Source organism: Desulfatiglans anilini DSM 4660 (assembly GCF_000422285.1).
Lineage (GTDB): Bacteria > Desulfobacterota > DSM-4660 > Desulfatiglandales > Desulfatiglandaceae > Desulfatiglans > Desulfatiglans anilini.
In genome coordinates this window covers 187,337-214,002 of the sequence record NZ_AULM01000004.1, presented here as the reverse complement: position 1 = coordinate 214,002, position 26,666 = coordinate 187,337, and the positions used below count along the sequence as shown (strand labels likewise).

Sequence of the window (26,666 nt, the reverse complement as noted above, 5' to 3'; positions counted from 1 at the left end):
CACACCCTTCGGGTGCTCAGTCCCACCGCTTCGCAGTGGCTTCCGGTTTGGCCAATATTAATGAAATCAAGCGTTTGCACGGACCAGGTCTGCAGGTCGCCGCACAAGCAAACGTGCGGATTGACGCCGACATTGGCCAAAAAGACCATTTCCGGATGGAGACCATCTTGCCTTCGAGGTGCCCCGACCGAGCCTCCAGCATCCGGGCAAGGCCATCAGCCGAGTGGTAGGTCGGTCAGAAAATAGCGTACCGCCATTGTCGCCAGAGCATCGGCTCGAGCAGTGCCATTCCGCCTGCTGAGTTGGAACACTATGCTCTTGGCAAATTCAATGCCAGTTGGCGGTTCCTGCAGACAGGCAGACATCTGCGCTGTGCCCGGACATGACGTAACATTTGGATTTTATGAAAGCATCACAACACGATCAGCCACGTTCAAAAAATTCGTTCTCATTCTCGTCCAGGCTCGGGAAAAAGCTTGTGCACATTACGCTGTGCATTTGGGAGAAGCCCCTGCTGCATGAGAGATTGGTTAACCACCGGCTAAGTTCTCTTCACCTTCCTGCTGAGAACCGCCGCGGTATGAAAGAAAATTTTGATGTCCTTTACAGGGGGCGTGGAAAAATGGCCGGATGCAAGGTCTGCGAAATCCTGTGTAATAGGTCGAAATGACAGTCGAAATTTGATTCCGATTGTGCAATTTTGACCCTTTTTGCAGATCAGTTTTTAAGCAGGAGAGACCGGGCATGGGTAAGCCCGGAGGACTTCATGTCCCGGTCTTTGGCAATTGATTAACGCCGGCCGAAAAATGGACAAAATGAGCGGTTTAAAAAGCACCGAGGAGAGTACCGGGGCATAGCTGTACACGGGGCGGCGAACGGCTTCGCGAAGAAGCAAAGCCTGTGGGAGCCGGATACGTTCGAGAAAGAGCCCGCCGGCTCTCCAGGAGGGTGGAGGCAGGAGCGAAGGAAGATTTTTGGTAAGCGATCACGGGGTCTGGATCAAAGGGTGGGCTGAGCAATCCAGGCGAGGTCGGGTTCCTGACCTCGGAAGTAAGTTCGCGGGGCGGCCGTCGAACCTCCGGCAGGTTTCTAGGTTCGTTTCCGGCCTTGGGCGGAGGTCCCCCCTCTGCAATCGAAGCAAAGGGCTTCCAGCGCGCCTTCGAAGTGGATGTGGAAGATCGGACTGTGGCAGCGGCTGCAGACCGGCGGGTCGATCCTGCGGGTCACGGGATTGTAGGTCAAGAAGAATTGCCGGGTTTGCCTGCCTATGGAAAGGCGGCAGATGATCCTTCTGGCCGGGGTACGTATCTGCATGGCCGCAGCCGGTTTCAGGCGCACCTTGACGCTGTATTTCTTGAGCAGATCGTCTCGCTTGCTGGCCAATTCAGAGGGTAGTCCGTCGATTTTGCTTTGCCGGTCTCTGCGTGCGTTGTCCGAAAGCCCGGGTTTCTCCAAGGCCTTGAGCATCTCCTGCTCCAGGCCGGTGTAGTATTCGACGAGATTGGCCAGATCGCGCTTGAAGCGGCGGGCCATGCTCAGGCGAAAGGATTCGAGTTCCTCCTCGATAAGCCGGCGGGCGGTTTGTTCGACCGCTTCACCCAGTCGGGCGATGTTCCGTAGGGCATCCTTTTCCGGAGGCGCATACACCGCCTGACACTGTGCGGCATCCAGCGCCTGGGTCATCTCGGGGACGAAGCTGCCCGTATCCGCATTGAATACCATGGGCAAAAGGCCCTCTTTCTGTTCGTCGCTCTGGGCCGTATACCGGACAATCAGCAGAAGGTAGTTCGCGAACACCTCGGCAACGGTTTCGATGGAGGCCGCGGCACCGTAAAAGGTCATCTGTTCGTCGAGCAGCCGGTGAAAGCCGCCGCTCTTCACGTAATCGAATTCCAGACGACAGCCGGCCAGCGGGATCTTGCTCAATGCCCCGCCGATCATGCGGTCCAAAAGAGGGGTGCCGTATGCGATGGAGTAACGCCGGTCGCTGTCCGCCCCTGATTCGCTGTCTGCGGAGATGAAGATGTTCTCGGGGGCATCCAGGAGGGCGCTCAGCGCTTCGGGGAGAAGCGCTTCGAGGGTCGATTCGCGTTTCTCCACCGCCGCGCCGTGCAGTTCCAGAAACCGCTCGGCAAATGCGAGGGGTTCGGTCTCGGCCTCAAATCTCATAATTTTCCCCAAAAAGCTTTTCATCCAGGGATTTGGTTCGTTCATATCCCGTTTTGCAGCGTTTCAGACGGGCGGCGAGTTTGTCGAAAGCCGCTTTACGGTCGTTGTCCGAGGTTGTGTTGATCCAGATATCATAGACGATGTCCGAAAAATCCTGCTCATCCCGCATGCGGCCGATGATCATGTCGATCTCACCGATCACCATTTCGAACATATTGATTTTCCGGTCGAGGATGTCCAGGATGTACTCTTCCACCGTTTCTGCGGCACACAGGTTGTAGATCATGACCTCGCGGGTCTGCCCGATACGGTGGATGCGTCCGATCCGCTGTTCGATGCGCATGGGGTTCCAAGGTAGATCATAGTTGATCATCCGGCAGCAGAACTGCAGGTTCCTCCCCTCGCCGCCGATTTCGGTCGTGAGGAGTACATCGTGTTCGGTCCTGAACTGTTCGATGGCCCGCTCCTTTTGCGGGTTGGACATCTGTCCGTGAAACACGCTGTGGCCGATCCCGTTCCAAGTCAGCACATCGGACAGGTGATCGAGGGTGGCTCGATAGGTGACGAACACGATGATCTTGTCATGGGCGGACTGGATCAGTTTGATCGCCATTTTGTTCTTGCCCGTGTCCCCCATGGAACGGGTCAGGTTCCGGATCGCCCGAATCTCCTCCATGAGCAGGGCCGGGGGTTCCTGCTTCCGCGCGAATTCGGAGAGGGTTTTCTCCACCGCCGCAGGCGAGGATCCGGCCTCGGCGAGCAGGTGCTTCAGGGCCATTCGGTTACGGGGGCCCTCAGACGCGTTGAGGCCGCGGACGAGGTCGGATACCCGTTCGTAAAGCTCGATTTCCGACGAAACGGGCTCCGTGCGGATGGTTTCGGCAAATCGTGGCGGGATCTGGATATTGGCGACGGCTCGCGTGTTGCGGATCATCACCTGGTCGAGAAGGCCCTTCAAACGGGTGCGGTTTTTGGGGTCCGTGGGATCGCCCCGCGTCATGAATTCTTCCTTGAAGGCCGAGGAGGTCTTGAGCTGGCCGGGCTTGAGGAGGGTGATCAGGTTGTAAAGCTCCATGAGGTTGTTTTCCACGGGGGTGGCCGTCAGCATCAGCAGGAAACGTTTCTTGAGGACGTTGAGGAGCTTCCAGTTCTGGGTCGTGTGGTTCTTGAAATGATGGGCCTCGTCGGCGATGACCAGGTCCCAGTCCCGGTCGGCCACGACGGTAAAATTCTTCTTGGACTTTGCGATGTTCACGGAGGCCACGATATGAGGCTGCTGCCAGAAGGCATCGCCCAGGGTTCGAAAGTCACGGTCGTCCGTCGAAACGAAGTCCATGCCGAACTTGGACCGCAGTTCTTCCTGCCACTGGCTGACGAGCGGTGTAGGCGTGAGTATCAGGACATTCCGGATCATCCTGCGCATCCAGTATTCCTTCAGGACCATGCAGGCCTCGATGGTCTTACCCATGCCGACCTCGTCGGCCAGGAGAGCCCGGCCCCGGAAGGTCTTCAGGATCTTGCGGGCCGTCTCCTCCTGATAGGCCAGGGAAGTAATGCCCTGAAGGTTACTGAGGCACAGGAGGTGGTCGAAGGTCTCCTTGAAGCGCAGCCGCACCGCGTCCATGACCAGGTCGTACTGCTCTCTGGATGCCGGAAATGCATCGCTGAAGGCCGCCGCGATGCCGCTTCCCTCCATCTCCAGGATCAGGGGAATGTCCAAAGCGGAACAACCGATCGAAGGATCGATGAGCTTCGAAGTGGATTGATCCGGGTTCGGCGGACGGTCTGAAGGGGATGATTGCCGGTCGGCCGCCCTTTGCTCATCAGAGAAGGAAGCGCCGTTCGTTTTACGGGCCGAAAGGTAGGGTTCGGCCTTCACTTTGCCGGTGCGCCGCCCGGGTTGGGTGTTGCGAAGGAATCCTTCGGAGCGCTGCATGATCTCGGCGAGCGCGATGATCTGGTCCAGGTCCTTTTCGAAGGATTTCCGTTTCCGAACCTTTAAATCGGCCTGACGGGCCTTGAGGTCCGCGGCGATTTCCGCCGCCTGCCCAGGTTCGTTGTCTTGCAGGAGATGCTTGCACAAGTTGAGGATGGCTTCATTCTCGAGGGGCGCATTTTGGAGCAACCCCATTCTGTGGAGCTGGAGGAATGAATCTTTGATCAATGCCTCGTTGTTCGTCAGCTTGCCCAGCCGCGCGAGATCGGAGAGAGCCTCCCGGTTTTCCGGATCCTGCTTGAGGATTTTTCTCAGAAAGGTCTCGGCCTTTTCGTATTGCTTCAATTCCGAATAATACCAGGCGGCTTCGAGAAACGACTCGATCTTTTCCCGGCGTGTCTTGCGTAAAGACTGCTGCAACCGCTCTTTCTGCCGCTGTTGTCTGCGTTTTGAGCGGTTTTTGTCGGAACTGGTCGCCATCTGCCTGCCTGGTTTATAACATTTTGATTTTACAATATATTAACTTACCTAGCATATCCGACGAACTGGAATTTGTCAAATGCTGAAGGACGATCTTGGCCGGGTGTCATGGATGACATCGACTCTCCATGTATTTTCCTGCGGTCTGGGGCTTTGGACCGGGTCGAACGGCGGTTTGAGGGTGGGGTGATCCACAGAACGTTGTTCGATCAGAGCGAGCGGACCTGACGGGCTTGTGTCCGGTCGCGACGGTTGATTTTAGGGCTTGCTAAAGTTTTAAAAAAAAAGAAAATTCATCATCTCAAGGCGGGAGATGCCGGTCCGGGTCTGGCCGGAAGGACAAAATTGTGTATTCTTCCGGCTGGTTTTTCCCATTCGGGTGCAGGATTGTCCGGCGCACAAGCCGCTGAGGCCGGTGCCATCGAGGTTTTTGAATTTCCGGGCGTCGAGCGGTGCGTGATGAGGCCAGTCTGTCCGGATGGTGGACCCCGGTTGCATTCCGCCTTGAAAGCCTTGGGTCGGTTCTGCAGTGGGGCATGGGCGACATTTATAAATGGAGGAAGTTGATGAAAAAGATTCTGGTGTTGGTGTTGGCCCTTATGGTGGGTCTCTCGTCCCTGGTTTACGCTGGAGGCGATCAAAATCACGGCAGCAAGGGGCAAGGATCGACCGGTACGACTGGAGGAGGATCGACGACTCAAACTCGCGGCAATTAGACTTCATCGAATCCGAAAGGCGTGAAAGCCGGGCATCCTTCGAAAGTGCGGAGGGATGTAGGTCTGCCCGCGCCTTTGAGGCGAGATGTTTCTCACTCGTGCCCATCGGGAAATGATTTCCGGGTAGAGACCGGTTTCCAATCCGGACAGGAAAGGCTTTCGCTTATCGAGGGAATCAACTGTCCATGCGGAGGCGATCTGCAGATCGCCTCCGCATGGACAAACGTGCAGATGGGCGCCGAAACGGATCTTCCTCGGACGCCTCGGCCATTACGGGTTCTCCATATGGTCTTGCGCGCAGGCGATGGCAAGGCGCCATGCGGTGCCGTGCAGGTCGACGGTCCGCCAAAAGGCCGTCTTTTTTACGGGAATTTTCCCTTCTTTCAGATAAAAGCTGTAAACACCCTCACCATCAGGGGTGGAAGCGATTTTTTCACCGAGTGCAACCAGTTCGGGAAAGGGTTGGTACAGCGCATCCGTAAAGAGGTTCCGTCCGATTTGTGCCGCATCCACATCGTAGATGATCAGACCGTCGGTCTGCATCAGGAAGATGTCGACCGGCAGGTTGGAAGAGACCGGTCCGATGATGCCGGACAAGAGGTATTCCGGCGCAAAAAGCGCCGAGACGGAACCCATGAACCGTAGGTCGAAAGCAAATACGGGATGGTGGATGACAGCCGCCTGCGGGCCTTCGACGGAGCGGAATGAATCGCTCAAGACCGGTTCGTGCGTCTTGAACAGTCTGACCATGTGGGTCTGAGCGCTGATGTCGCTGCCCTCGGATGCCCTGTGCCCCGGGGGTTCGACGGCCACCATGATCCCTTCAGGGCTGACTGTTTCGCAGTCGATGATGTAAGGGTTATCGGCGTAGACCTTTCGAAGCACGCCCCGGGCAGCATCACCCGTCAGGTCCTCTCCGGCGAGCGCCTTTGCGCTCTGCATCAGATCACCGTCGATTTTTTCCAACGCGTCCGTCACCTCCGACTGCAACTGCACCAGGAGTTCCTGCAGCTCTTCCCGGGACAGGAGCAGCCTTTCATCGGTCGAGTCGGGAACCGTCAATTCACCCGTGACGATCCTTTGCTGCAGGGAGAGAGCGGTGTGATAGGCTTCGGAGGGGATCAGTTTTTGGTTCTGGTCGTCATAAACGAATCCAACGCCTTTCTCCTTCAGTCCGAAGGTCTTGAGCCCTCCGGAGAAACGCCCCTCCGCACGGGCCTTGACGCTTTCGAACACCGCGACATCGATGTGTTTGAGCATGCTGGTCAACACCAGACCGGGCGCCTGAGCGCTCTGGTCGACGTCTACGCCGATCGCCAGCCGGTTCGTCTCCTTCGCCGCCCGGAAAAGTCCGGCACCGGTACCGCCCGATGCGTGGTAGATGATGTCCGCCCCTTCCTGGTACATGCGGTGGGCGATCTGGTATCCTTTGTCAGGATCATTGAAGGCTGCACCGGTTATCCCGGCATATTTCGACAGCACGAGGATATCCGGGCGGCCGGCGCGTGCGCCGGCCAGGTACCCTGCCTGGAATCTCCGGATGATCGCGTTATCCATCCCGCCGATAAAACCGATGGTCCCGGTCTTGCTCGTGAGGGCCGCGACAGCCCCGACGAGATAGGATCCTTCCTCCTCCCTGAAGACAAGCCCGGCGAGATTGGGAGGCAGCGGCATGGGGCGCCCCTTGTCGTCGCGCCTCATGCTGTAGTCCACACAGACGAATGTCTTGCGGGGGAATTTCAGGGCGAGCTGATTCAGCTTCTCCGAGAAGGCGAAGCCGACGCCGATGATCAGGTCCACATCGGAAGCCGCGGCCGCATCGACGGCATGGTCGCGGTCCAGCCTCCGCTCCTGATCCACGTAAACGGCCTCGACCCCCAGTTCGGCAACCGCTTTTTCTAGGCCTCTGTGGGCGGCATCGTTGAATCCGCCGTCGCCTCTTCCACCGATATCGAACACGAGCACGACCTTCAAAGGGGTCGGGTTCTGGGCGGGCGAATTCCCCACCGGAACAAGAAAGACCAATGAGGCAAACAACAAAGAATAGACCACGTGTTTCACTTTCATCTCCTGCCTCCAAAAGGGTCGGTCGAGATCCTCCATCACCCCTTATTGCGCCGGGATCTCAGGGCATGCTCTAGGATGTTCACTTGAGAGTCGAGGGCGAATGTCCGAGCCGACAAATATCTTGCCTGGAGAGGTACAGGTGCCACGGCATATAACAGTTTCCATCCGGAAATGGTCTTTTTGGCCAATCTCGGCGTCCATTTGCACGTTTGTTTGTGCGGCGACTACCAGGCCATTTCCGCGCAAGCTATGGATTTCCTTGATATGGGCAAAAAAACCTCATTTCCGGATAGAAACGGTGGTTTGAATCGGCCAAAGATCTCAAGCTTTTCGAAGTGCAGTTCCGGTGGGCCATTTCCATGCCATGTTCACAGCAGACACTGACCCGCGCCGCGTGAGGCTTTGGGCCAAAAAGACCGGACTCGCGGTCGGAGCCGAAGTGAAGAGAAAAAAAAGCTCTCTGTCTCAGGTGCTCCTATCGAGGGAAGAAAAATTCAAGGCGCGCCAACCATCTGGTCGGCACGCCTTTTTATTGAACCCGTTTCCTGCTACTAGCTGATTTTCATTCGGAAAAGGTTTTGTTGGCCAATCCCAATCTCAACTTTCACAAATGTTTGTGCAACAGCGTGCGGGTTGTCTCCGCGCAAACGCTTGATTTTCTGGGTAGGCACCAACATTTCCATACCCGGTTGAAAATCTATGCGTAACTGATCAACATTTGTATAGCAATATTACCGGTACTACCTTTTTGGGGTGCTCTTTCCGCTATTTTTTCCTGCGTTTTCCCCGGCCGGAAATATAACGTATGCCGCTCAGGCCCATGAGACCGGCAAAAATGAGCATGCCCCACTGAGACAGGGTCGGCACGTTCAATGGATTTGGCGACACAATGGGATAATCGTCATCTACCGGCGGCGGCGCACCTTGTTTGGTGATGGTGATATTCCTCACATTGGACGCACACTCGTTCCAAGCCGTCACGACGTAATTTCCCGGGATGACATCGATGCAGTTCTGCTGGTCTAAATTCTGCGTATATTCCTGGTACAGCCCCGGCCCGCTCAGTTCCACGCGAGTCGCGCCGTCTGCCTGCCAGCAAAGTTGAGAAGTGCTCTGATCAAAAGGAATGGGATTGGGATTTGCACTTACTGAAATTCCAGGCTCCTCAGCGATACAAACGATCTCGAGACGCTGAATGGTGATGTCCGTCTCAGAGGAACTGTTTGATTGAGGAATACGCATCAGGATACTGTCTACACCCTGAAAGGCAGAAGGATCGCTGAAACTGGAAAATAAGATGGTAAAAGACTGCACAACATTTGTGTCGGCTAATGCGATAGATGCCATGCTGCTTCCGTTGATTGTAAGAATCAGACTGGACACCTGATCACTGGTAAGATCGATCTCTATAGCATTACCCTCTTCCGTTAAATCAAGCGATGTCATTCCAGCCCATCGCACTTCGCCCCAACCTTGAACAGTAGAAGCCTGGTTATAGGTGAAAAAGCCGCTTCCAACATTCATCGTAAAATTGTTAAGGGAAATTGCGGTGCAATCTAGACGCATCTCTCGGGTTCCGCCAAGGATGCCCGGCCCCGAAGTAGGATGCCAGCCGCCGCCATCTGGCTCCGGGCCAAGTTCATCGGTTGAAATCGTTTGAGTCGTCTGAAACGTGTCGATAAAGACGTCAGCACTGGCCACCCCGGCTGAAAAGATGAACATTAAGGCAGCGACCACGATGAGGGGCGCTTTGCTCCATATTCCACCTGTAAATCCGCATCTGAATCTCATTCCCACTCCTCCTCCTCAATTATGAAACGTGTTAATAAACCTCATTTTTCCTCAAACAGAACAACTTGCAGCCTATCGAATTCCTGCCTCTGGTATCTCTGGTTCAGAATAGGATTTTAAGCGTAACTTCCTTTGCGGCAGTAGACCACAGGAGGTCTTAACTGTCAAGCAAAAACCCGAACAGACCCATTTACCCTTCAAAATTGTGCGCGCCGATAAAGGGTTTTCCAATGCTGTTGATGCTGGAACTAACCGGATGAATTTCGACGATCCAGTGTACGTTTGGGTAACCAAGCCTGCTATCATGGCGTTTTTGCGGAAGGCGAGGGATTGACGACCCGGAGGGGTGTTTTACTTGAACATTATGTCTGTGGTCCCATCGGAAAAACGATTCTCGGTGGTCTGGAACTTTATTAAGGATGCTATTTCGTTGATTTAATTTGTTTATTTGGGCAGCCTCGGCGTCGACCTGCGCGTTGGCTTGTGCGGGGATTTACGGGGGGGTTCTGTGCAAACATTGTATTCCCTCGATATTGGCTGAACTGGGATGCGCCATGCAGCCGGTGAAAAAAATCCACATTTTCGGATTGGAAATCTGGTGGTGCTGGGTAATCATTACCGGATGGATACTTTTTCGGGGAAAAGAAACGGACCTGACATTGCTGTTAGAAATTGGATATCTGTATTTTCTGGTCGCTAAGGCGTAAAATATAATATTTGGTGTCCATTGGGAGAAAAGCATCCTGCGCGACCAAGTTTCCACCCCGGGAATGAGGAGTTCTTGCCGATATCAAGGAAGTCAAGCGTTTGTCCGGATGCGACCTGGTGGTCGCCGCACAAGCAAACGTGCCGATTGACGCTGAGATTCGCAAAAAGGACTATTGCCGGATGGAAACTTTTTAAGAGCTTCGCGCAGAGGTCTGTCGAGAAAAGAATATGGTAATCATCGATGCATTTTGGAGGGAATATGACTTACGACGCGGAGGCACTGCGTTATCATGAGGAACCAAGGCCGGGGAAGATCGAGGTCATCCCGAGCAAACCGTGTCTGACCCAGACGGATCTGAGCCTGGCCTATACGCCCGGGGTCGCCGCGCCCTGCCTGCGCATCGAGCAGGACCCGGACGCCTCTTTCAACTACACCACCCGCGGCAATCTGGTGGCGGTCATTACCAACGGGACGGCGGTTCTGGGCCTGGGGAATATCGGCCCGCTGGCCGGCAAGCCGGTGATGGAAGGGAAAGCGGTCCTGTTCAAGCGGTTTGCCGACATCGATGTCTTCGATATCGAACTCGACACGCGCGACCCCGACGAGTTCATCCGGACCGTCAAGCTCCTCGAGCCGACCTTTGGGGGGATCAACCTCGAAGACATCCGGGCCCCCGATTGCTTTTACATCGAGGAGCGGCTCACCGAGATGATGTCCATCCCGGTGTTCCATGACGACCAGCACGGAACGGCCATCATTTCGGGGGCGGCCTTGCTCAATGCGTGCGAGCTCGCAGGGCGTCCGCTGGAAGAGAGCCGGATCGTCGTCAACGGCGCCGGCGCCGCGGGGATCGCCTGCGCCAGGATGTATGTGGAACTCGGTGCCAGGAGAGAAAATATCCTGCTGGTCGATTCGAAAGGCGTTATCTACAAGGGCCGGGAGGAGGGGATGAACCCTTACAAAGAAGCCTTTGCAGGCGAGACGCCGATTCGGACCCTGCAGCAAGCCGTCATAGGGGCTCACGCCCTGGTCGGGGTCTCGACGGAAGGGGCCTTCGACGCAGACCTCCTGGCCGGGATGGCGAAAGATCCGATCATCTTCGCCCTGGCGAACCCGGAGCCGGAGATCGGCTACTATGAGGCGAAGGCTGCCCGTGCGGATGCGATCGTCGCGACGGGCAGGTCCGACTATCCGAATCAGGTCAACAATGTGCTGTGTTTCCCCTTTCTGTTCCGCGGCGCCCTCGATGTGCGCGCGACTACGATCAACGCGTCGATGAAGGTCGCGGCTGTTCGCGCCCTGGCTGGGCTGGCCCGTGAAGACGTGCCGGATTCCGTCATTCGAGCTTACGGAGGGCGCCCGATTCGCTTCGGACCGGATTACCTCATTCCGAAGCCCCTGGATCTGCGCGTGCTTCTCACGGTGGCTCCGGCCGTGGCGAAGGCCGCCGTCGAAAGCGGCGCAGCCCGGATCAGCCTGCCCGCAGAGCCTGATTATGTCCAGATCCTCGAATCGCGCCTGGGCGCCGAGCGGGAGATCCTCCACAAGGTGGCGGTCCAGGCCCAGCAGGACCCCCGGCGGATCGTCCTTCCGGAGGGGGATAACCCGGTCATCCTGCGGGCCGCGCACGAGGTCGCCCGCGAGGGCATTGCGAGGCCGCTGCTCCTCGGGAACGAGGAGAAGATCCGGTCATTGGCCCGCGAACTGCAGGTCTCGCTGGAGGGTGTGGAGATCTTGGACAACTTCAAGAGCCCGCTTTACGACCGGTTCGTCGATGTGCTTTTCGAGAAGCGGGCCCGCAAGGGGTGGTCCTTGGAGGAGACCCGCCGTCAGTTGAGGAGCCGTTTCGTTTTCGGGGCGGCGATGGTGCTCGAAGGATATGTGGACGGACAGGTCCACGGCATCAGCCGCTCCTATCCGGATGCGATCCGCCCGGTTCTGCAGGTGATTCCGAGGCGGTCGAATATATCCAAGGTTTCGGGCAGCTACCTCCTCATTCTTAAGGGGCGGACGCTGCTTCTTGCCGATACGACGGTGAATTTTCACCCCTCGGCGGAGGACCTCGCGGAGATTGCGCTGCTCGCTTCGGAGCAGGCGGCCTTCTTTGACATCAATCCCCGGATCGCCATGGTCTCCTTTTCCAACTTCGGCAGTACCCGGCATCCAGATGCCAGGGTTGCCGAAGAGGCGGTGAAGCTCTGCCGGCAAAAGAAGCCGGATATGGTGATAGACGGAGAGATGCAGGTGGATACCGCCCTTTCGGAGGAGATCGTCAAACGGCTCTACCCCTTCTGCCGGCTCGGGGGGCCGGCGAACGTGCTCATTTTTCCCAATCTGGACGCGGGGAACGCCGCCTTCAAGCTGCTCGAATACGCCGGCGGCGCGAAGGCCGTGGGCCCGCTGCTGATGGGGCTCAGCAAGCCCTTCAACGTCCTTCAGCGCAGCAGCGACATGGAAAATGTCGTCCATGTCATCGCCATCACGGTCGCACAGGCGCAGGAAATGAAGGTGCAGGAAGGAAAAGGGGATGATCCGGGGCTGGACGAAGGCACAGCCCAAGGCGGTCAGCGGTTTGGAGGGGCTTGACATAAAAGGCCTGTCTTTTTAGACTGCCTGTCTTGAAACCGGTGTCCGGTCAAACCGATCCACATCAACAGGCTGTAATCATCAAGCCTTGGGCGGCCGCGATTCCAGTCGGCGGCCTGGCGGGTTTTTAGAAAGGGAGCGGGATATCGATGAAGATCTGTAAGCGGCTCTGTATCATCATAGGACTGATCACCTTGTTTGCAGGCGGATGCAGCACACCGGTCCTGAAGCAGGACATCCCGGTTTCGACCAACCCCATGGGGGCGAAGATGTATGCCGATGGGCAATACGTCGGAACAACCCCGGGCACGGTTTCGCTCGAGCGGACCCGCAGCCATATCCTTACCCTGCAAAAAGAGAACTACCACCAGGAGGATGTGGTGATCCAGAGATTGTACCAGAAAGACAGGGCCTACCTGAAAGCGATTCAATCAGGCGTTCATTCCGGGCTCTTTTTCAAGGATCCCGCCATGGGGGTCGGGAGCAGTATGAGTTCCCTCGATGCGCAGGAGAAGACAGGTGAGGCCTATGTATTGACACCGTCCGCTGTCAAGGTGACCTTGACACCTCTAGGAAGCGCGGGTGGGGCGGCCCCTCTGGAACAGGCGGTTGACTCCCCGGCAAACGGCGTCCCCGCGGAGCAGGCGGCCAGCACCGGCGAAGCGGCCCAGATGAGCCATAATGAGATGGTGCGCGAAGTGGTCAAAATTGGTGCTGATGCGGCGTTGAGCCAGGCAAATCCACTCGAAAAAAAGGTGAAGACCTCTTCGTCATCGAAGGAGTATGTCACCGCAGATGGAACCAGGGTCAAGAAAGAATCGAGCACGTCGGTCGGTGTGGGCGTCAACCCGGCTGGACTGGTCAACGCCATCGATGCCCTGTTCAAATAGCCATTCTGCGGGGGCATTTCGGCGGTGCTTTTCCACAGGGGTCGATCGAAGACGAGCGCGATTTTTCAAGCCCCCTCCAGAAGGAAATAGAACACGGTTTATCAATTGCGGCGGTGCGAATCCGCATCATGCGGAGAGGGTGAAAAGGAGCTTCGGATGAAAAAGGGTGCATGGATGGTATTGTGGGGCGTCCTGTTCTTTGCCTCAGTGGCGGCGAAGGCCGCCGTAGATATTTCGGATATCGATCGGGTCAGTGTGTCGATGTCCAGAAGCGAGGTGTGTTCCATCCTGGGGGAACCCGATGAAATCTCGCAGATGGGGGAACTGAAGATCGAGCTGTACCATGTCACCGGCGCAAGTCCCTTGATGAGCGCCGGCTATATTTATGAAGATGAAGCGATGCTTGGTGGGCACGCCTTCGTTTTCCATGGGGATCTCAAGGATCAGTCGGCGAGGCTGCTGAGGGAGGCTGGTTTTACACTTCTGGATCCTAAAGGGGACCTCGATCATTTGGAGGGTAAAGACGACGATACCGGTCGGCCGGTGGTGATTGCTATCGATGTGAACGATGGCCTGACAACCATCACGGCCTTCGAAAAGGGGTTTTACGAGCGAAAGGTGAACCGGTAGCCGTCGCCGCAAAATTCCTCATCTGTTATGCGCAGGGCGGGATAAAAAAGGGCCGCTTCCGGGGCGCGATCAGGATGCGGGCTAGCGCGATTCCATGCAAAACACCATGCTGTCCGTCGAAAAAAAAGCCCTCGTCTGAATGACGGCGGCGCAAAGGTCCTTGGTGTTTCAAAGCGGATGTTTCCGATTATATCGGAGATCGTGCGCCGCCTCCGTACATCAGGGATCGATCGTTGCCGGGACAATACGAAGGGAGCTACACACTTTGATAAAGATGAACCGGCATGCACCGAAGCCGGTTAAGACCAAATCTGGTTTCCATCCGGACAATGAGGATCTTTCTTCATACCCGTCGGGTGCGCAGTACCGCCCCGCCGGGGCTGGTTCCGGTTTGACAAATATCAGGGAAATCAAGCACTTGAGCGGAGGCGACCTGGAGATCGCCGCATAACCAAATGTGCAGATCGACGCCGAGATTGGCCAAAAAGATTATTTCCGGATGGAAACGAATCTACGATGACGGGCCCCGGCCGGTATGGTCCGGTTTTTACGTGTTGCTTCTGAACGGTTTTTTGTGAATGAATGCGAGTGGGGTTTTATGTCTATGATCGTCAGAAATCTGGAACACGAAGAAGTCGTGCGCAGCCTGTACAGGGCGCATGGAGGCGCGAGCGCCGTGATGCTGCTGACCAGCCAGGTTCTCGAGGGAATGCTTTTTTTTGCGCATGCCGTGCTGAAACCGGGTAAAGAGATCGAGGCCCATGTGGACCCCTATGAGGAGATCTATTATATCCTTGAAGGGGAGGGGTACATGACGGTTGGAGACGAAGGGAGAGCGGTCAAGACGGGCGATGCAATATGGCTACCTTACGGCGTCCCGCACAGCCTGAAGAACACCGGAGACCAGGATTGTGCGATCCTAGTCTCCGCCGCGATGCCCCGATAATTTCGACGGACCGTTGAGGAACGTCCATCCGCCGCGAAAGTGCGTTTCATGGGGGAAAATCAGAGAGGAACCCGGCGCTTTCAAGGGGTTTGAAGATCCTCGAGGTCCTGGCGGCCGTGGATGGAGACCTCAGCTTCTCGTCTCTGAAAGAGACCTCTCAGATCCCCGGACCTTCCTTGTGGCGACTGCTGCATGTCCTGCGCGATACGGGGTATGCCCTCTACGATCCAAAGAATCACACCTACCGTCTGGGCTACAAGTTTCTTTATATGGGGAATCTGCTTCTGGACCGGATGGGTTTCCGTTCCGAAGCGAGGCACTATCTCAGAAAGCTCGTGGATCTGACCGGGGAAACGGCGGAGTTTTCGGGCCGCGTCAAGGATGAGCTCGTGCTGCTTGATCAGGATGAGAGCCCCCAGGCCGTGCGGCTTTTTTCTCGGATCGGGAGCACCTGCCCCTATTTCCACGCCACCGCGCCGAGGAGTTGAGCAGGGAGGTGAGTCAGAGATGAGCCGCATCATGGAAGAACAGAGGATCCTGGTCGGGAGCGTCAAGAGGATGGCGGAGGAGAAGATCGCCCCCCTGGCGGCCGAGATCGACCGGAAGGGGGAGTTCAACCGGGAGGTCGCTTCCTTGCTCTGGGATCTAGGGTTGCTCCAGATCATGCTGCCCGAGGAATACGGCGGCTGGCCCCTCAACCCCTGCCACACGCTCTGTCTGAGCGTCGAAGAGATCGCCAAGGTATGCGCTTCATCGGCCCTGAATCTGATCATTCAGGCCGTTGGGAGTTTTCCCCTCATCCGCGCCGGCAGCAAGGAGCAGAAAGACCGATATTTTCCAATGATCTCGAAGGACAGGCGGCTGATGGGATATCTGGTGACGGAGCCGGGGGCGGGTTCGGATGTGGCGGCCATTTCCACGAAAGCTCAAAAGGCGGACGGCGTTTACGTGGTTTCCGGGCGCAAGACTTTCGCCACCAACGGCGGGGTTGCCGGACTTTACTCCGTGCTGGCACAGACGGGGGCTGGAGGGCTCTCGTTTTTCATTGTCGAAAGGGAAACGGCGGGTGTCGTCATTGGAAAATTCGAGGACAAGTGCGGCTTCAGGGGAAGCAACACGGCCGAGGTGATCCTCGAGGAAGTCCGGGTTTCCGAGGATAACCTCCTGGGCAAACCAGGCGACGGGTTCAAAATCGCCATGGCCGATTTCGACATGTCGCGCCCCACCGTAGCGGCCCTCGCACTGGGCCTGGCCCGGGGCGCCCTCGCGTTTGCAACGGAATACGCGACGAAACGGTTCACCTTCGGCCAACCCCTGATCCAGCATCAGGCGATCCAGTTCATCCTTGCGGATTCCCTCACTCTCATCGAGGCGGGAAGAGGCTTGATGGAAAAGGCGGCCCTCAACTTCGACGAGGGCCGGCAGAATACGAGTTTGGCTTCTATGGCCAAGTATTTTTGCAGCGACGCGGCTATGAAGATTACCGAGGACATGGTGCAGGTCCTGGGGGGATACGGGTACATCAAGGATTACCCCGTCGAGCGGATGTTCCGGGATGCCAAGTTGACCCAGATCTTCGAGGGGTCCAACCAGATCCAGAGGATGATCATCGGACGGGAGATCATGAAAAAGGCATCCCCCGGGCTGTGACGCCGGTCCTGAAATAGTCTCCATCCGGAAATGGCCTTTTTGCCCGATCTTGGCGTCAATCCGCGCGATTGCTTGTGCGGTGACCTGCAGGGCATCTTTGTGCTCCTGATGGATTTTCTTGGTACGGGCTGAACCGGGACTCGTTGCGAAATGGTGGAGTTGAGCGTCCGAACCTCTTTTATCCCGACCCTCGGGGGCGGCCGCGGCTGGTAGCTTGTTTGTGTTTGAAGGATTCCCTATCCTTTCCATGGAGCGGGGTCCGAAAATGATCGAGGGAGGTGCCACGCAATGGATTTTTCTTTGAGCAGGGAACAGAAGGATATCAAGCGGGCGGCGGCGGAGTTTGCACGAGGTGAATTCAAACCGGAGCTTGCGGAAGCGTGCGAGCTCAATCACCGTTTTCCGAGGGAGTTGTATGAGAAGGCGGGGGGGCTCGGCTTCATCGGGATCGATTATTCCGAAGAGATGGGCGGCGGCGGAATGGGGGTCATGGAAAACGTCCTCGTCATCGAGGAGTTCTGCAAGGCGGATTCAAGTCTCGGGATGGCCATCCATCTGGCGTATCTTCCGGCCAAGATCGTGCGGATCTTCGGGACGCCGCAGCAGAAGCAGAAATTCCTGACGCCTTTGACCGAGGGGAGGTGGGTGTCCGCCGTATCGTTCACCGAGCCGAACCACGGAAGCGACTTGAGGAGCATGGAGACCACCCTGACCGAAACCGCCGACGGGTTTGTCTTGAACGGTGTGAAAGTCTTTACGACCAATGCGGCCTATGCCGATTTTTTCATCGTGCTGGCACAGGAAGACGCCGAGGCGCCTCCCGGAAAAGGGATGTCGACGATCCTCGTCCAACGCGAGCCCGCCACATGGCTCGAGGGCCGGATGGAGATCAACGAGATCCCCCACAAGATGGGGCTGCGGACGACCTCGAGCGGCGAGGTGGTCTTTCACAACCTGAAGGTCCCCAAGGAAAACATCCTGGGGGAAAGGGGCCGCGGCCTCTTGAATATCCTCGATTTCCTGGATGAAAGCCGCATCGAGATCGGGGCCCAGGCCCTGGGCAACGCGGAGGGCGCGTTTCTGAAGGCGCTCAAGCACGCGAGGGAAAGGCGGCAGTTCGAAAAGCCCATCATCGACTTCCAGGCGATCGGGCACAAACTGGGGAGATTGTGGAGTCAGATCCAGTCCATGAAATGGATGACCTACTATGCGGCCTGGCTGTGCGACAACCGAACGGAGCAGACCGCCGCCGCCATTCCGCTGTTCACATCGATGGTGAAGCATCACGTCCCTGAGACGGCCAAACAGGTGATCGACGAGACGATCACCGTTTTCGGGGGGTACGGCTATTTTCTGGAGCAGGAGGTCGAGCGGAGGTATCGCGACAACCGGATCGTGGAGATCTACGAGGGAACGGTGGAGGTCCAGCTCAACAACATGGTCAGGATCCTCAAGAAGCTGAATCTGGATTTTATCCGCATGAACCTGATTTGAAACCCTGGAGGCGGGTTGTGGCGGACCGAAAGGCTTACAGCGTCAGGGAGAGCCCGCGGGCAAGATGCGTGAGGCTCGAGCTGTCCCTGCGCGAAGGGCTTGTGGTGGTTGTGCCCAGGGGCTTCGATCGGGCAGGGATTCCTGCCATCCTCGAGGAGAAGGAGGGCTGGCTCGTGCGGGCTCAGTCGCGCCTCGCTCGGCAGGGTGCCGTCGGGGCGGCGGGCGCCACGGCTGCAGTGCCGGATCGAATCGTCCTGCAGGCGATCGACGCCGAATTCAGGGTCGGATTTCTGCCTTCCCGTTCAGCGGGGATCCGGATCGTCGAAGTGGATGAGCGCGAACTCATGGTTTGCGGAGGGACGGGCGAGACGGCTGCCGCCCAGGCCGCGCTGCGTGCATGGGTCACCCAGAAGGCCAAGGGGGTTCTGCCCCAGTGGCTGAACGCGCTTGCCCGCCAGAGAGGGTTCCGGTTTGGGCAGGCGGCGGTCAGGTGCCAGAAAACCCGCTGGGGGAGCTGCTCCTGCCGGAAGACCATCAGCCTTAACTGCAAGCTCCTGTTTCTGCCCCGCGAGTGTGTCGACTATGTGATGCTGCACGAACTCTGTCATACGATCCACATGAACCATTCGAGGGAGTTCTGGAATTTACTGGAAAGGCATGATCCGGAATGCAAAGCGAGGGACGCCGCCTTGCAGAGCGCCTGGAGACGCGTGCCTGGATGGTTTTGACAGGGGGACACAAAAAGGGGGCTCGACATCTCACGCTCCCGCTATTAGGATAGGAGCGTTCAAGGTGGCGGGGACGGCCTGCTTCCTCCGCGTTGCAACCGTGTCTCCGCCCCCCGCTCGAGGGAGGATGATATGCTTGGCAAACGGGCCTTTGCCCCGGGTGAATGGGTCGCGACTTTCCGAGGCGAGCCCGGAAGGATCTTGGGTCCGGAGGGGTATCGTGCGGCTGTGCACTTCCTGCAGGAGGGGAAGCGCCCTGGAAGGTATTTCGCCCCCGGATGCTGCGCCGATCCCGATTACATCAGCCGGATCCCGGTGGTTTTCCCGGATGGAACCTACGATGTTCTCCGCTCGTTGAACCTGCGCCGGGGGGCGCAACCGGACCCCGTGCAGAAGCGGGAGGTGCTGGATATCCTGAGCCGCATCGGGGCGTTGCGAGGTGACGAGGATCCTGTAGAAGAGGAGGAGGTTTAAGGTGGAAGAATGCATCTTCTGTAAGATCGTCCGCGGGGAGATTCCCTGTTTCAAGATCTTTGAAGACGAGAGGGTTCTGGCTTTCGCCGACATCAACCCGATCACGGCCGGACACACCCTGGTCATCCCGAAAAAACACGCTGAAAACCTGTGGGAAATCCCCCCCGAAGATTTCTCCGCGGTCCAGTTGGCGGGGAAGCGGATCGCCGATGCCTTGAAGAAGGTGCTCGCGCCGGTCGGGATCGCGTGCCTGCAGTTGAACGGACGCGGCGTGAACCAGGTGGTGATGCACTACCACCTGCACCTGATTCCGCGCTCGGGGCAGGAGCCACCGTTGCCGGTATCGAGCTGGGAGCTCAAGACGGGGGACATGGGGGCCATCGGCCGGCTCAGTGAGCGCATCGCGGCCGCTGTCGGATGAACCCGACGGGGGCTACTCCATCAGTTCCATATTCCAATAGAGATAATCGCGCCAGGAGGTCGGAACGTCATTGATGCCGACAGTGATCTTCAGGACGGGGAGCCACTTGGGGCGAGAGGGTTTCTGGATCAGCCGCATGCCGGCCTCCTGCGGCGTACGTCCGCCTTTTCTGCGGTTGCACTCGACGCAGCAACTGACGATGTTGCCCCATTCCGTCCTGCCGCCCCGTGAGCGCGGAACGACATGGTCATAGGTCAACTCTTCGGGCGCAAAGGGTTCACCACAGTATTGACACGTGTATTTGTCCCGGGCATAGATGTTCTGGCGGGAGAATTTGACCGGTTTCGGAGGGCGTCTGACAAGCCTCAGGAGCCTCACGACGGCAGGGAGCTTGATCTGGAAGCTGACCGAGCGGATCTCACGGCCGTACTCCTCCAGGACCTCCACCTTCCCGAGCGAAAGCAGCGTCACCGCCTTTCGCCAGTTGATGATCTTGAGAGGTTCATAGGTGATGTTCAGCAGCAGGACCCTATCCATAACACCTGCACCTGTATGGAGGTTTGGGATCGGGATGAACAACCGCAAAACAGAGGCATAATAACTCAAGTATCTGGAATAATCAAGTAAAAAGTAGATTTGCATCCGGTTGGAAAGGTGTTGCGCCTTCCCTGCGGCGCCGGCGATTGAAAGGTAGGATGCCTTGGCGGTTCTCTACGGGATCCTGACGGTTTTCGTTCTCTATCTCTGCATCAGTCTTCTCCTGACCTATGTGGTCCACCGCGTCCCCCGTCATCCAGTCCGCGATCTGCCCGACTGGGGAAAGGTCGAGGATGTGCGCATCCCGGCGGCCGACGGGGGGTACCTGGAGGTCTGGCGGGTCGAGCCCGAGGGAGGGCCGGCGGCCTCGCGCGGGATCGTCCTCCTGGCCCATGGATGGAGCCGCAATCGCGATCGGATGGTCGGGCGGGCCCGAGTCTTTGGCAAACTGGGGTTCACGACGGTCCTGCACAGCGCGCGGGATCACGGCGGCTCCAGCCCGTATCCCTTCATGAACGCCTTCCGGTTCGCTGAGGACATCGAAACGGTCATGCGCTGGATCGGCCGGCCGCTTCTCCTGTACGGGCACTCAGCCGGGGCCGCCGGGGCCATCATCGCGGCAGGGCGCAATTCGGAGAGGGTACGACTTCTCTTTCTGGAAGGGTGCTATGCCCGGACGCGGGAGGCCCTGCTGCGCCTCTACCGGAATTTCAACTGGTTCTTCGGTCTCGTGTTTGCGCCTGCCGTGGTGGCATGGATGGACCTCTTCTACCGTTTCCGCATGGATAGGGTCAGCCCCGTGCGGATCGCCCCTTCCCTCCACTGCCCTGTCCTCTTGATTCACGGCGAAAAGGATCAGCATTTTCCACTCCAGCACGCGTGGAAGCTGAGGGACGCTTTTCCGGCGGGAAAGGCCGAGCTTTTTGTGGCGCATGGCAGCGATCACAGCAGCGCCAGCCTGGATCCGGGGTACCCCGAAGCCATCAAGGCCTTCGTTGAACGCCACCTCTGGGCCGCCACGGGCGGCGGCGGGGGATCCCGTGATGCCGCGTGATCCGGGCAGCCCGCATCCGCTTCTGATCGCGCATGCGGACCTTTTCACCTCCGAGCGGTTCCACGGCCGGGTCCTGGATGTGGCCTGCGGTGACGGACGGAACGGGATCTTCCTTGCAGGACTCGGGGTGCAGGTGACCCTCTGCGACGTCTCGAAGGGGATGCTCGAGAAGGCGCGCCGATCGGCTGCGGAGGCCGGGGTCGACGTGGCGTTCTGGGAGGTCGATCTCGAGAAGGCCGGGGAAAACCCTTTGGATGGGCAGCATTACGGCGGGATGGTCGTGTTCCGCTATCTGCACAGGCCGTTGATTCCCTGCCTCCGCAAATCGCTTCTGGAAGGTGGGATTCTGATCTATTCCACGTTCACCACGGCGCAGCGGCTGCTTGGGCGTCCGCGCAATCCGGACCACCTCCTGAACCCCGGTGAGTTGCTTGGATGGTTCGAGGACTGGGAGGTGATCCATTCCTGGGAGGGCATCAGACCGGATCCTGATCGCGCAATGGCCGAGATCATCTGCCGCAAGAGGACCATCCACGCTCCCTGAAGGGACCCTCGACCCGATAGAGGGTTATTCCGACAAGCACGACACCCCGAATGAAAGGATGACCGATGAACGTATTGGGTATCTACGGCAGCCCCCGCAAGGGCGGGAACACCGACCGCCTTCTGGACAGCGTCCTCGAGGGGGCGCAGGCGGCCGGTGCCGAGGTGAAGCGCATTTATGTCCGCAAATTGAAGATGTCCGGGTGCATCGAGTGCGGAGGGTGCGACAAGACCGGCGAATGCGTCGTCAAGGACGACATGCAGGAGGTCTACCCGATGCTGGCCGAGGCCTCGGTGATCTTTCTGGCCTCGCCGATCTTTTTCTACGGTATTACGGCCCAGGCCAAGGCCCTGGTGGACCGTTCGCAGGCGATGTGGGCGCGCCGCATGCTGCTCAAGACGCGCGAGGAGCGGAAACGCTACGACGGCGGCACGGGGTACCTGGTCGCTGCAGGCGCAACCAAAGGAAAAACGCTTTTTGACGGGGCCCGGATGGAGGCGCGCTACTTCTTCGACGCCTTGGACATGCATTGCGGGGAGGGCTTTTTCGCCAGGGGCCTCGAAAAACGGTCGGATTTGGAAAAACACCCCGAGCTGCTCGAAGACGCATTCCGGTTCGGCCGCGAAGCGGTCGAGGCGGAGCGGACGGGCGGATCACCCGCGGCGGCGGGCTGATTCCGATGGCATGACGGCCAGGAGATTGCCTTTGATTTTTTCGAGGCCGGCGCGTGCGAAGGCGCTCGTCCCGAATCGGGTCGCGAAGGCCTCTGCGTCCATGGCCAGGATGTCCGCTGCGTCGGGGAGGCACGGATCCTCGGTTACCGCGATCGGATTGAACGGACAGACCTCCTGGCACACATCGCAGCCGAAAAAACAGCCGCTGGCCGCCTCAGCGGCATCAGCTCCCAGGGGGTCGCGGCACTCGATGGTGCGATAGGAAAGGCAGAGGCTCGCATCGAAGAGGCGGGGCCCCGAGAGGGCGCCGGATGGGCACGCCTCTATGCACCGGTTGCACGGTCCGCAATGGTCCTTCGGCGGGGTGCTGAGCGTCGGTTTCAAAGGGATAGTGGTCAGGATTTCGAGCAGAAAGACGTAGGAGCCGTATCCGGGGACGATCAGGAGGTTGTTCTTGCCGATGAAGCCGACGCCCGCCCGCAAAGCGAAGCTCCGTTCCAGAATGGGCGCGGAATCTACGCAGATCCTGTTCCTGCTCCGAGGATCCCAGCTGCGAAGGAGATCCAACAGGGGACGGGCGTGTTTTCTGAGGCGGTCATGATAATCGGGGAGGCGCGGTTCGGTGAAACGAGCCGCCTCGAACCGGTCCGTTGTCACCGGTTTGCGGGGTGAGTAGGGATAGGCCAGCGAGATGACGGTCCGGCATCCTTCGAGCAGCGCAGCAGGGTGACGGCGCAGATCGGCGTGGCTCGCCATCCAATGCATGCCGGCATGGCGGCCTGCAGCGATCCACTCCAGAAAGGCATCGAGATGGGGAGGCGCTTCCGCCGGCGAGAACCCCACGCGCAAAAAGCCGAGTTCCTTCGCTTTCCGTTCGAAAACGGCCCTGTCGGGTGGATTCCTGCTCGGCGAGTCTTCTCGCATCATGCGGATTTAAACGATCTCAGCGTATTGAAAAACCTGCGGGACATGGATCGACGAGGTAGCAGGTCCGGCTGCAGGCCTGCGACCCATCGTCCGTTCGAAGACTGCGCCTCACAAATCATAGGGCGTCAGGCTTTCGAAGCCGTCTTCCGTGACGACGACCGTCTGCTCGAACTGGGCCGAGAGCGAATGGTCGCGTGTGACCGCAGTCCAATTGTCGTCCAGCACCTCGAGTTCCTTCCTCCCGAGATTGATCATCGGCTCCACGGTGAAGACCATGCCCGGGATCAACACGATCCCCTCGCCTTTGCGTCCGTAATGGGGGATTTGCGGGGGTTCGTGGAATTCGAAGCCCACCCCGTGCCCGACGAATTCCCGGACCACGGAGCATCCCTGCGACTCGGCATATTGCTGAATCGCCCAGCCGATGTCACCGACCGTGTTTCCGGGAGCTACCGTGTCCAGCCCGAGCTTCAGGCACTGTCTTGCGGTTTCAACGATCTTCCGGGCATCGGGGCCGGGGGTCCCGATGTAGAAGGTCTTGCTGGTGTCCGCATAATAGCCGTTCAAAATCGGCGTCACGTCGACGTTGACGATGTCGCCGTCCTCCAGCGCCTGACTGCCGGGGATGCCGTGGCAGATGACCTCGTTGACCGATGTGCAGACGCTTTTCGGGAACCCGCGGTAATGGAGAGGGGCGGGTACGGCGCCCTGTGCAATCGTAAATTCGTGTACGATGGTGTTGATCTCATCGGTGGTCATGCCGATCTTGAGCTGGGATTCCACCAGGTCCAGAGTGGCGATCGCCACCTTGCCGGCGCGCCGGATCCCCTCGATGTCGATCGGTTCCTTGATCCGGATGCGATGGCGCCTCCAATAGAGGTCCTTTTGCCCACGCTGCCCGGCTTGTTCGCGCGGTAGGCAGCATTTCTTGTACTTGAGGCCGCTGCCGCAGGGGCAAGGGTCGTTGCGGCCGACCTTGACGATCTTGTTTTTCATGCCGTGTCTCGATTTCTTTTCAAATTCAAACCTGCCTGGTTTTTCCGGAGATGCCGGCTGGTGGTGTATCTCACCGGAAAAACCCTTGTCGTTAAAATGGGTCCGGATGTCCGATATCCAAGAACCGCTCTTCGCCTTGACAGGACGGGGACTTCATCGATCGGCTGGTGCGAGAAGCGTCCGAACGGAGGCGGCGCCGGATGCTGCGGCACAGCGAGGCCGTCCAGGTGAAGTCCTCTCAGCCTTGACCGCGCCGCGAAAAGCGGCCTCAAGGCGCACGCTGCGCCGCAGGGTTGCACCCTTTTTCGACCGCTGCAATCAGGGCTTCCAATTCGCCGGGATTCAGTTTATGGAGATAGATGAGGGGGTCATCGACCGAAAGCCGCTGGTGCAGGAGGTCGATAAGACGCTGCTTTTCCGCTTCTTCAACGGCGGGTACCGGGTTTGGGGAGCCCTCGAGGCGCTCTGTCAGAGACTGGTTTTCCTCGGTGCAGTTTGCCAGATTTTCCATGAAGAGGTTGTTGGCGTCCTCCAAGACGGCGACGGTTTTTCGAAGAGTTTGGATCTCCTGCCGCAGCGCTGCACAGGGGTCCGAGGGGTCTTGGGGATCCTCCGCCCACACAGCCTGGGAGAGGAGAAAAACCGGTATCCATGCGGTCAACAACCGCAAAAAATATTGCATCGCAAAGAATCGCATCTTTCTATTCAGACCTCCGAGCCCGGACAGATCCGTGGCTGCGCAATCATGCCACCATAGCAGATGAACGTGTTGAAATCAACGCCGGTTTGAGGGATCGGGAGCGGTTGCACGGATGCGGGGCTGTGCGGCGGATGTGCGGGTTGACTTTGCCAGGGCAGTCAGCAGACACCCGGGATCCGTAGGATGCGCCGCCGTAAAGCATGCCGGTCCGGCGGATCAGCCGAAATGGGAGAGCGCCTTCCCCCACGGGGCGAATTTCACCAGCAGCAGCATTCCGGGGATGGCAAGGAGCGTGCAGACGATGAAAAAGCTCTCCCAGCCGAAAGCCTCGGCCATAAAGCCCGTGGGGGCCGATGCCATGACGCGGGGAATGCCCATGAGGCTGCTCAGGAGGGCGTATTGGGTGGCTGTAAACCGGCGGTTGGTGATGCTGGCCATGAAGGCGGCATAGGCGGCGGTTCCCATTCCGCCTGAGAGATTCTCGAAGGCGATGACGCCTGAAAGGGCCGGAATGCTGGGGCCGATGCGCGCGAGGGCCGCAAATCCGGCGGTCGAAACGGCCTGGAGGACCCCGAAAACCCAAAGGGCGCGGTTTATCCCGAGGCGGAGCATGGCGATGCCCCCAAGAAGGGCCCCACCGATCGTTGCCCAGAAGCCGAAAAGCTTTACGACGGCGCCGATCTCGGTCTTGGTGAAGCCCAGGTCCAGGTAGAAAGGGGTTGTCATGGCGCTGGCCATCGTGTCGCCGATCTTGTAAAGAAGGATGAAGGCCAGTATCCACAAGGCCTGCGGGCGTCTGAAGTAATCTGTCAGCGGTTCCACGACCGCGTCACGCAGCGTGCGCGGCGCGCCCTCCAGGACCCGCGGTTCACGGGCGCAGAGCGTCGTCAGGATCCCCGGCAGCATGCATCCGGCCATGATCAGGTAAACGGCGGTAAAAGACAGGTGGTCCGCGAGGATCAGGCCGCCGCCGGAGGCGAGGAGCATGCCGACCCGGTACCCGTTGATGTAAAGAGAAGACCCGAGCCCGAGCTCCTCGTCGGAGAGGTCCTCGCGCCGGTAGGCATCGATCACGATATCCTGGGAGGCGCTGAAAAACGTCACCAGGAATGCGGCGAAGGCGACCATCCAGGGCATTTCAACTGGATCGGTAAAGCCGAGCCCCGCAATGGCGGCGGCCAGGGCGAACTGCGCGATCAGGAGCCAGCCGCGCCGGCGGCCCAAAAACGGAAGCGTGAAGCGATCCAGGATCGGCGCCCACAGGAATTTGACCGTGTAAGGGATGCCGACCAGGGCCATGAGGCCGATGACCGAGAGATCGACCCCTTCCTCTTTCATCCATGCCTGAAGGACGGTGATGGTGAGGAGCAGGGGCAGGCCGCTCGAAAAGCCCATGATCAGGGCCACGAGCATGCGTCCGCTGAAAAGCGTGCGAAGGGTTGCAGGCATCGACCGGGTTCGATCTCCTCGATTCACGTAAACAAGCGGCGGCCGGAAAAAGGGGCCGGACTGCGCCGCGCCGCTTTTGGAAGCCACCCTGCCACAAA

At 58.5% G+C, this 26,666-nt stretch carries 22 protein-coding genes; 13 read left to right on the top strand and 9 right to left on the bottom strand.

Annotation, left to right across the window (positions count from 1 at the left end; all coding sequences use genetic code 11):
* Positions 1 to 1,089: 1,089 nt before the first annotated feature.
* The 4 genes from H567_RS23425 to H567_RS0106530 all read right to left on the bottom strand — a co-directional run bounded on the left by H567_RS23425 (position 1,090) and on the right by H567_RS0106530 (position 9,159).
* A complete protein-coding gene (locus H567_RS23425; RefSeq protein ID WP_051184544.1) occupies positions 1,090 to 2,169 on the bottom strand; it encodes a hypothetical protein in 1,080 nt (359 codons plus the stop codon).
* Entirely contained in the window at positions 2,159 to 4,525 is a 2,367-nt protein-coding gene (locus H567_RS0106545) for an SNF2-related protein (RefSeq protein ID WP_051184543.1), read from the bottom strand. The genes H567_RS23425 and H567_RS0106545 overlap by 11 nt, the downstream gene beginning before the upstream one ends.
* 1,046 nt (positions 4,526 to 5,571) lie before the next feature.
* The gene (locus H567_RS26995; protein ID WP_161626572.1) at positions 5,572 to 7,368 is read right to left on the bottom strand and encodes a BMP family lipoprotein; all 1,797 of its coding nucleotides are present in this window, start codon (positions 7,366 to 7,368) and stop codon (positions 5,572 to 5,574) included.
* Between the two features lie 765 nt (positions 7,369 to 8,133).
* Complete coding sequence (locus H567_RS0106530; protein WP_028320793.1) at positions 8,134 to 9,159, bottom strand: IPTL-CTERM sorting domain-containing protein; 1,026 nt, start codon at positions 9,157 to 9,159, stop codon at positions 8,134 to 8,136.
* A 967-nt stretch (positions 9,160 to 10,126) separates the two neighbouring features.
* Between H567_RS0106530 and H567_RS29805 the strand changes: the two genes are divergently transcribed.
* The 10 genes from H567_RS29805 (at position 10,127) to H567_RS0106470 (ending at position 19,687) form a co-directional block, all read left to right on the top strand.
* On the top strand, positions 10,127 to 12,454 hold the full coding sequence (locus tag H567_RS29805; protein WP_084516951.1) for an NADP-dependent malic enzyme: 2,328 nt from the start codon (positions 10,127 to 10,129) through the stop codon (positions 12,452 to 12,454).
* A gap of 149 nt (positions 12,455 to 12,603) precedes the next feature.
* Entirely contained in the window at positions 12,604 to 13,344 is a 741-nt protein-coding gene (locus H567_RS26990) for a PEGA domain-containing protein (RefSeq protein WP_051184541.1), read from the top strand.
* Positions 13,345 to 13,500: 156 nt separating this feature from the next.
* Entirely contained in the window at positions 13,501 to 13,974 is a 474-nt protein-coding gene (locus H567_RS0106510; RefSeq protein ID WP_028320792.1) for a hypothetical protein, read from the top strand.
* A gap of 604 nt (positions 13,975 to 14,578) precedes the next feature.
* On the top strand, positions 14,579 to 14,920 hold the full coding sequence (locus tag H567_RS0106505; protein WP_035253542.1) for a cupin domain-containing protein: 342 nt from the start codon (positions 14,579 to 14,581) through the stop codon (positions 14,918 to 14,920).
* Positions 14,921 to 14,946: 26 nt separating this feature from the next.
* Entirely contained in the window at positions 14,947 to 15,408 is a 462-nt protein-coding gene (locus H567_RS0106500) for an IclR family transcriptional regulator (RefSeq protein WP_084516949.1), read from the top strand.
* Positions 15,409 to 15,427: 19 nt separating this feature from the next.
* Positions 15,428 to 16,570, top strand: coding sequence for a cyclohexane-1-carbonyl-CoA dehydrogenase (locus tag H567_RS0106495; RefSeq protein ID WP_028320789.1), 1,143 nt, complete (start codon positions 15,428 to 15,430; stop codon positions 16,568 to 16,570).
* A gap of 288 nt (positions 16,571 to 16,858) precedes the next feature.
* Complete coding sequence (locus H567_RS0106485) at positions 16,859 to 18,064, top strand: acyl-CoA dehydrogenase family protein (protein WP_028320788.1); 1,206 nt, start codon at positions 16,859 to 16,861, stop codon at positions 18,062 to 18,064.
* 17 nt (positions 18,065 to 18,081) lie between these two features.
* Positions 18,082 to 18,792 (top strand): M48 family metallopeptidase, encoded by a 711-nt coding sequence (locus tag H567_RS0106480; protein WP_028320787.1) that lies wholly within the window; start codon positions 18,082 to 18,084, stop codon positions 18,790 to 18,792.
* Between the two features lie 132 nt (positions 18,793 to 18,924).
* The gene (locus H567_RS0106475) at positions 18,925 to 19,266 is read left to right on the top strand and encodes a hypothetical protein (protein WP_028320786.1); all 342 of its coding nucleotides are present in this window, start codon (positions 18,925 to 18,927) and stop codon (positions 19,264 to 19,266) included.
* 1 nt (position 19,267) lies between these two features.
* Positions 19,268 to 19,687, top strand: a complete 420-nt coding sequence (locus H567_RS0106470; protein WP_028320785.1) for an HIT family protein — start codon at positions 19,268 to 19,270, stop codon at positions 19,685 to 19,687.
* Between the two features lie 12 nt (positions 19,688 to 19,699).
* On the opposite strand, the gene H567_RS0106465 is transcribed toward H567_RS0106470, so the two are convergent.
* Positions 19,700 to 20,224 carry an HNH endonuclease gene (locus H567_RS0106465; protein ID WP_028320784.1) on the bottom strand — a complete coding sequence of 175 codons (525 nt, stop codon included), beginning with the start codon at positions 20,222 to 20,224 and terminating at the stop codon, positions 19,700 to 19,702.
* A gap of 163 nt (positions 20,225 to 20,387) precedes the next feature.
* On the opposite strand from H567_RS0106465, the gene H567_RS23400 reads away from it, so the two are divergent.
* From H567_RS23400 to H567_RS0106450, 3 genes are all read left to right on the top strand, one after another.
* Positions 20,388 to 21,278 carry an alpha/beta hydrolase gene (locus tag H567_RS23400; RefSeq protein ID WP_051184539.1) on the top strand — a complete coding sequence of 297 codons (891 nt, stop codon included), beginning with the start codon at positions 20,388 to 20,390 and terminating at the stop codon, positions 21,276 to 21,278.
* Positions 21,268 to 21,822, top strand: coding sequence for a class I SAM-dependent methyltransferase (locus H567_RS0106455; protein WP_035253539.1), 555 nt, complete (start codon positions 21,268 to 21,270; stop codon positions 21,820 to 21,822). The genes H567_RS23400 and H567_RS0106455 overlap by 11 nt, the downstream gene beginning before the upstream one ends.
* 65 nt (positions 21,823 to 21,887) lie before the next feature.
* Positions 21,888 to 22,496, top strand: a complete 609-nt coding sequence (locus H567_RS0106450) for a flavodoxin family protein (protein WP_028320782.1) — start codon at positions 21,888 to 21,890, stop codon at positions 22,494 to 22,496.
* On the opposite strand, the gene queG is transcribed toward H567_RS0106450, so the two are convergent.
* From queG to H567_RS0106430, 4 genes are all read right to left on the bottom strand, one after another.
* A complete protein-coding gene (queG, locus tag H567_RS23395) occupies positions 22,476 to 23,423 on the bottom strand; it encodes a tRNA epoxyqueuosine(34) reductase QueG (protein ID WP_051184538.1) in 948 nt (315 codons plus the stop codon). The genes H567_RS0106450 and queG overlap by 21 nt on opposite strands.
* A 108-nt stretch (positions 23,424 to 23,531) precedes the next feature.
* Positions 23,532 to 24,419, bottom strand: a complete 888-nt coding sequence (gene map, locus H567_RS0106440) for a type I methionyl aminopeptidase (protein WP_028320781.1) — start codon at positions 24,417 to 24,419, stop codon at positions 23,532 to 23,534.
* A 268-nt stretch (positions 24,420 to 24,687) separates the two neighbouring features.
* Positions 24,688 to 25,101: a hypothetical protein gene (locus H567_RS0106435; protein ID WP_035253537.1), complete on the bottom strand. Its 414-nt coding sequence runs from the start codon at positions 25,099 to 25,101 to the stop codon at positions 24,688 to 24,690.
* 234 nt (positions 25,102 to 25,335) lie between these two features.
* On the bottom strand, positions 25,336 to 26,568 hold the full coding sequence (locus tag H567_RS0106430) for an AmpG family muropeptide MFS transporter (RefSeq protein ID WP_028320779.1): 1,233 nt from the start codon (positions 26,566 to 26,568) through the stop codon (positions 25,336 to 25,338).
* Positions 26,569 to 26,666: the final 98 nt, after the last annotated feature.

Coding starts and splice junctions, on each gene's coding strand:
- H567_RS0106435 (WP_035253537.1), bottom strand. CDS start 25,101: ATGCAATATTTTTTGCGGTTGTTGACCGCATGGATACCGGTTTTTCTC.
- H567_RS0106455 (WP_035253539.1), top strand. CDS start 21,268: ATGCCGCGTGATCCGGGCAGCCCGCATCCGCTTCTGATCGCGCATGCG.
- H567_RS0106530 (WP_028320793.1), bottom strand. CDS start 9,159: ATGAGATTCAGATGCGGATTTACAGGTGGAATATGGAGCAAAGCGCCC.
- H567_RS0106450 (WP_028320782.1), top strand. CDS start 21,888: ATGAACGTATTGGGTATCTACGGCAGCCCCCGCAAGGGCGGGAACACC.
- H567_RS0106505 (WP_035253542.1), top strand. CDS start 14,579: ATGATCGTCAGAAATCTGGAACACGAAGAAGTCGTGCGCAGCCTGTAC.
- H567_RS0106510 (WP_028320792.1), top strand. CDS start 13,501: ATGAAAAAGGGTGCATGGATGGTATTGTGGGGCGTCCTGTTCTTTGCC.
- H567_RS0106495 (WP_028320789.1), top strand. CDS start 15,428: ATGAGCCGCATCATGGAAGAACAGAGGATCCTGGTCGGGAGCGTCAAG.
- H567_RS0106485 (WP_028320788.1), top strand. CDS start 16,859: ATGGATTTTTCTTTGAGCAGGGAACAGAAGGATATCAAGCGGGCGGCG.
- H567_RS26990 (WP_051184541.1), top strand. CDS start 12,604: ATGAAGATCTGTAAGCGGCTCTGTATCATCATAGGACTGATCACCTTG.
- H567_RS26995 (WP_161626572.1), bottom strand. CDS start 7,368: ATGAAAGTGAAACACGTGGTCTATTCTTTGTTGTTTGCCTCATTGGTC.
- H567_RS0106475 (WP_028320786.1), top strand. CDS start 18,925: ATGCTTGGCAAACGGGCCTTTGCCCCGGGTGAATGGGTCGCGACTTTC.
- H567_RS0106430 (WP_028320779.1), bottom strand. CDS start 26,568: ATGCCTGCAACCCTTCGCACGCTTTTCAGCGGACGCATGCTCGTGGCC.
- H567_RS0106465 (WP_028320784.1), bottom strand. CDS start 20,224: ATGGATAGGGTCCTGCTGCTGAACATCACCTATGAACCTCTCAAGATC.
- queG (WP_051184538.1), bottom strand. CDS start 23,423: ATGATGCGAGAAGACTCGCCGAGCAGGAATCCACCCGACAGGGCCGTT.
- map (WP_028320781.1), bottom strand. CDS start 24,419: ATGAAAAACAAGATCGTCAAGGTCGGCCGCAACGACCCTTGCCCCTGC.
- H567_RS29805 (WP_084516951.1), top strand. CDS start 10,127: ATGACTTACGACGCGGAGGCACTGCGTTATCATGAGGAACCAAGGCCG.
- H567_RS23425 (WP_051184544.1), bottom strand. CDS start 2,169: ATGAGATTTGAGGCCGAGACCGAACCCCTCGCATTTGCCGAGCGGTTT.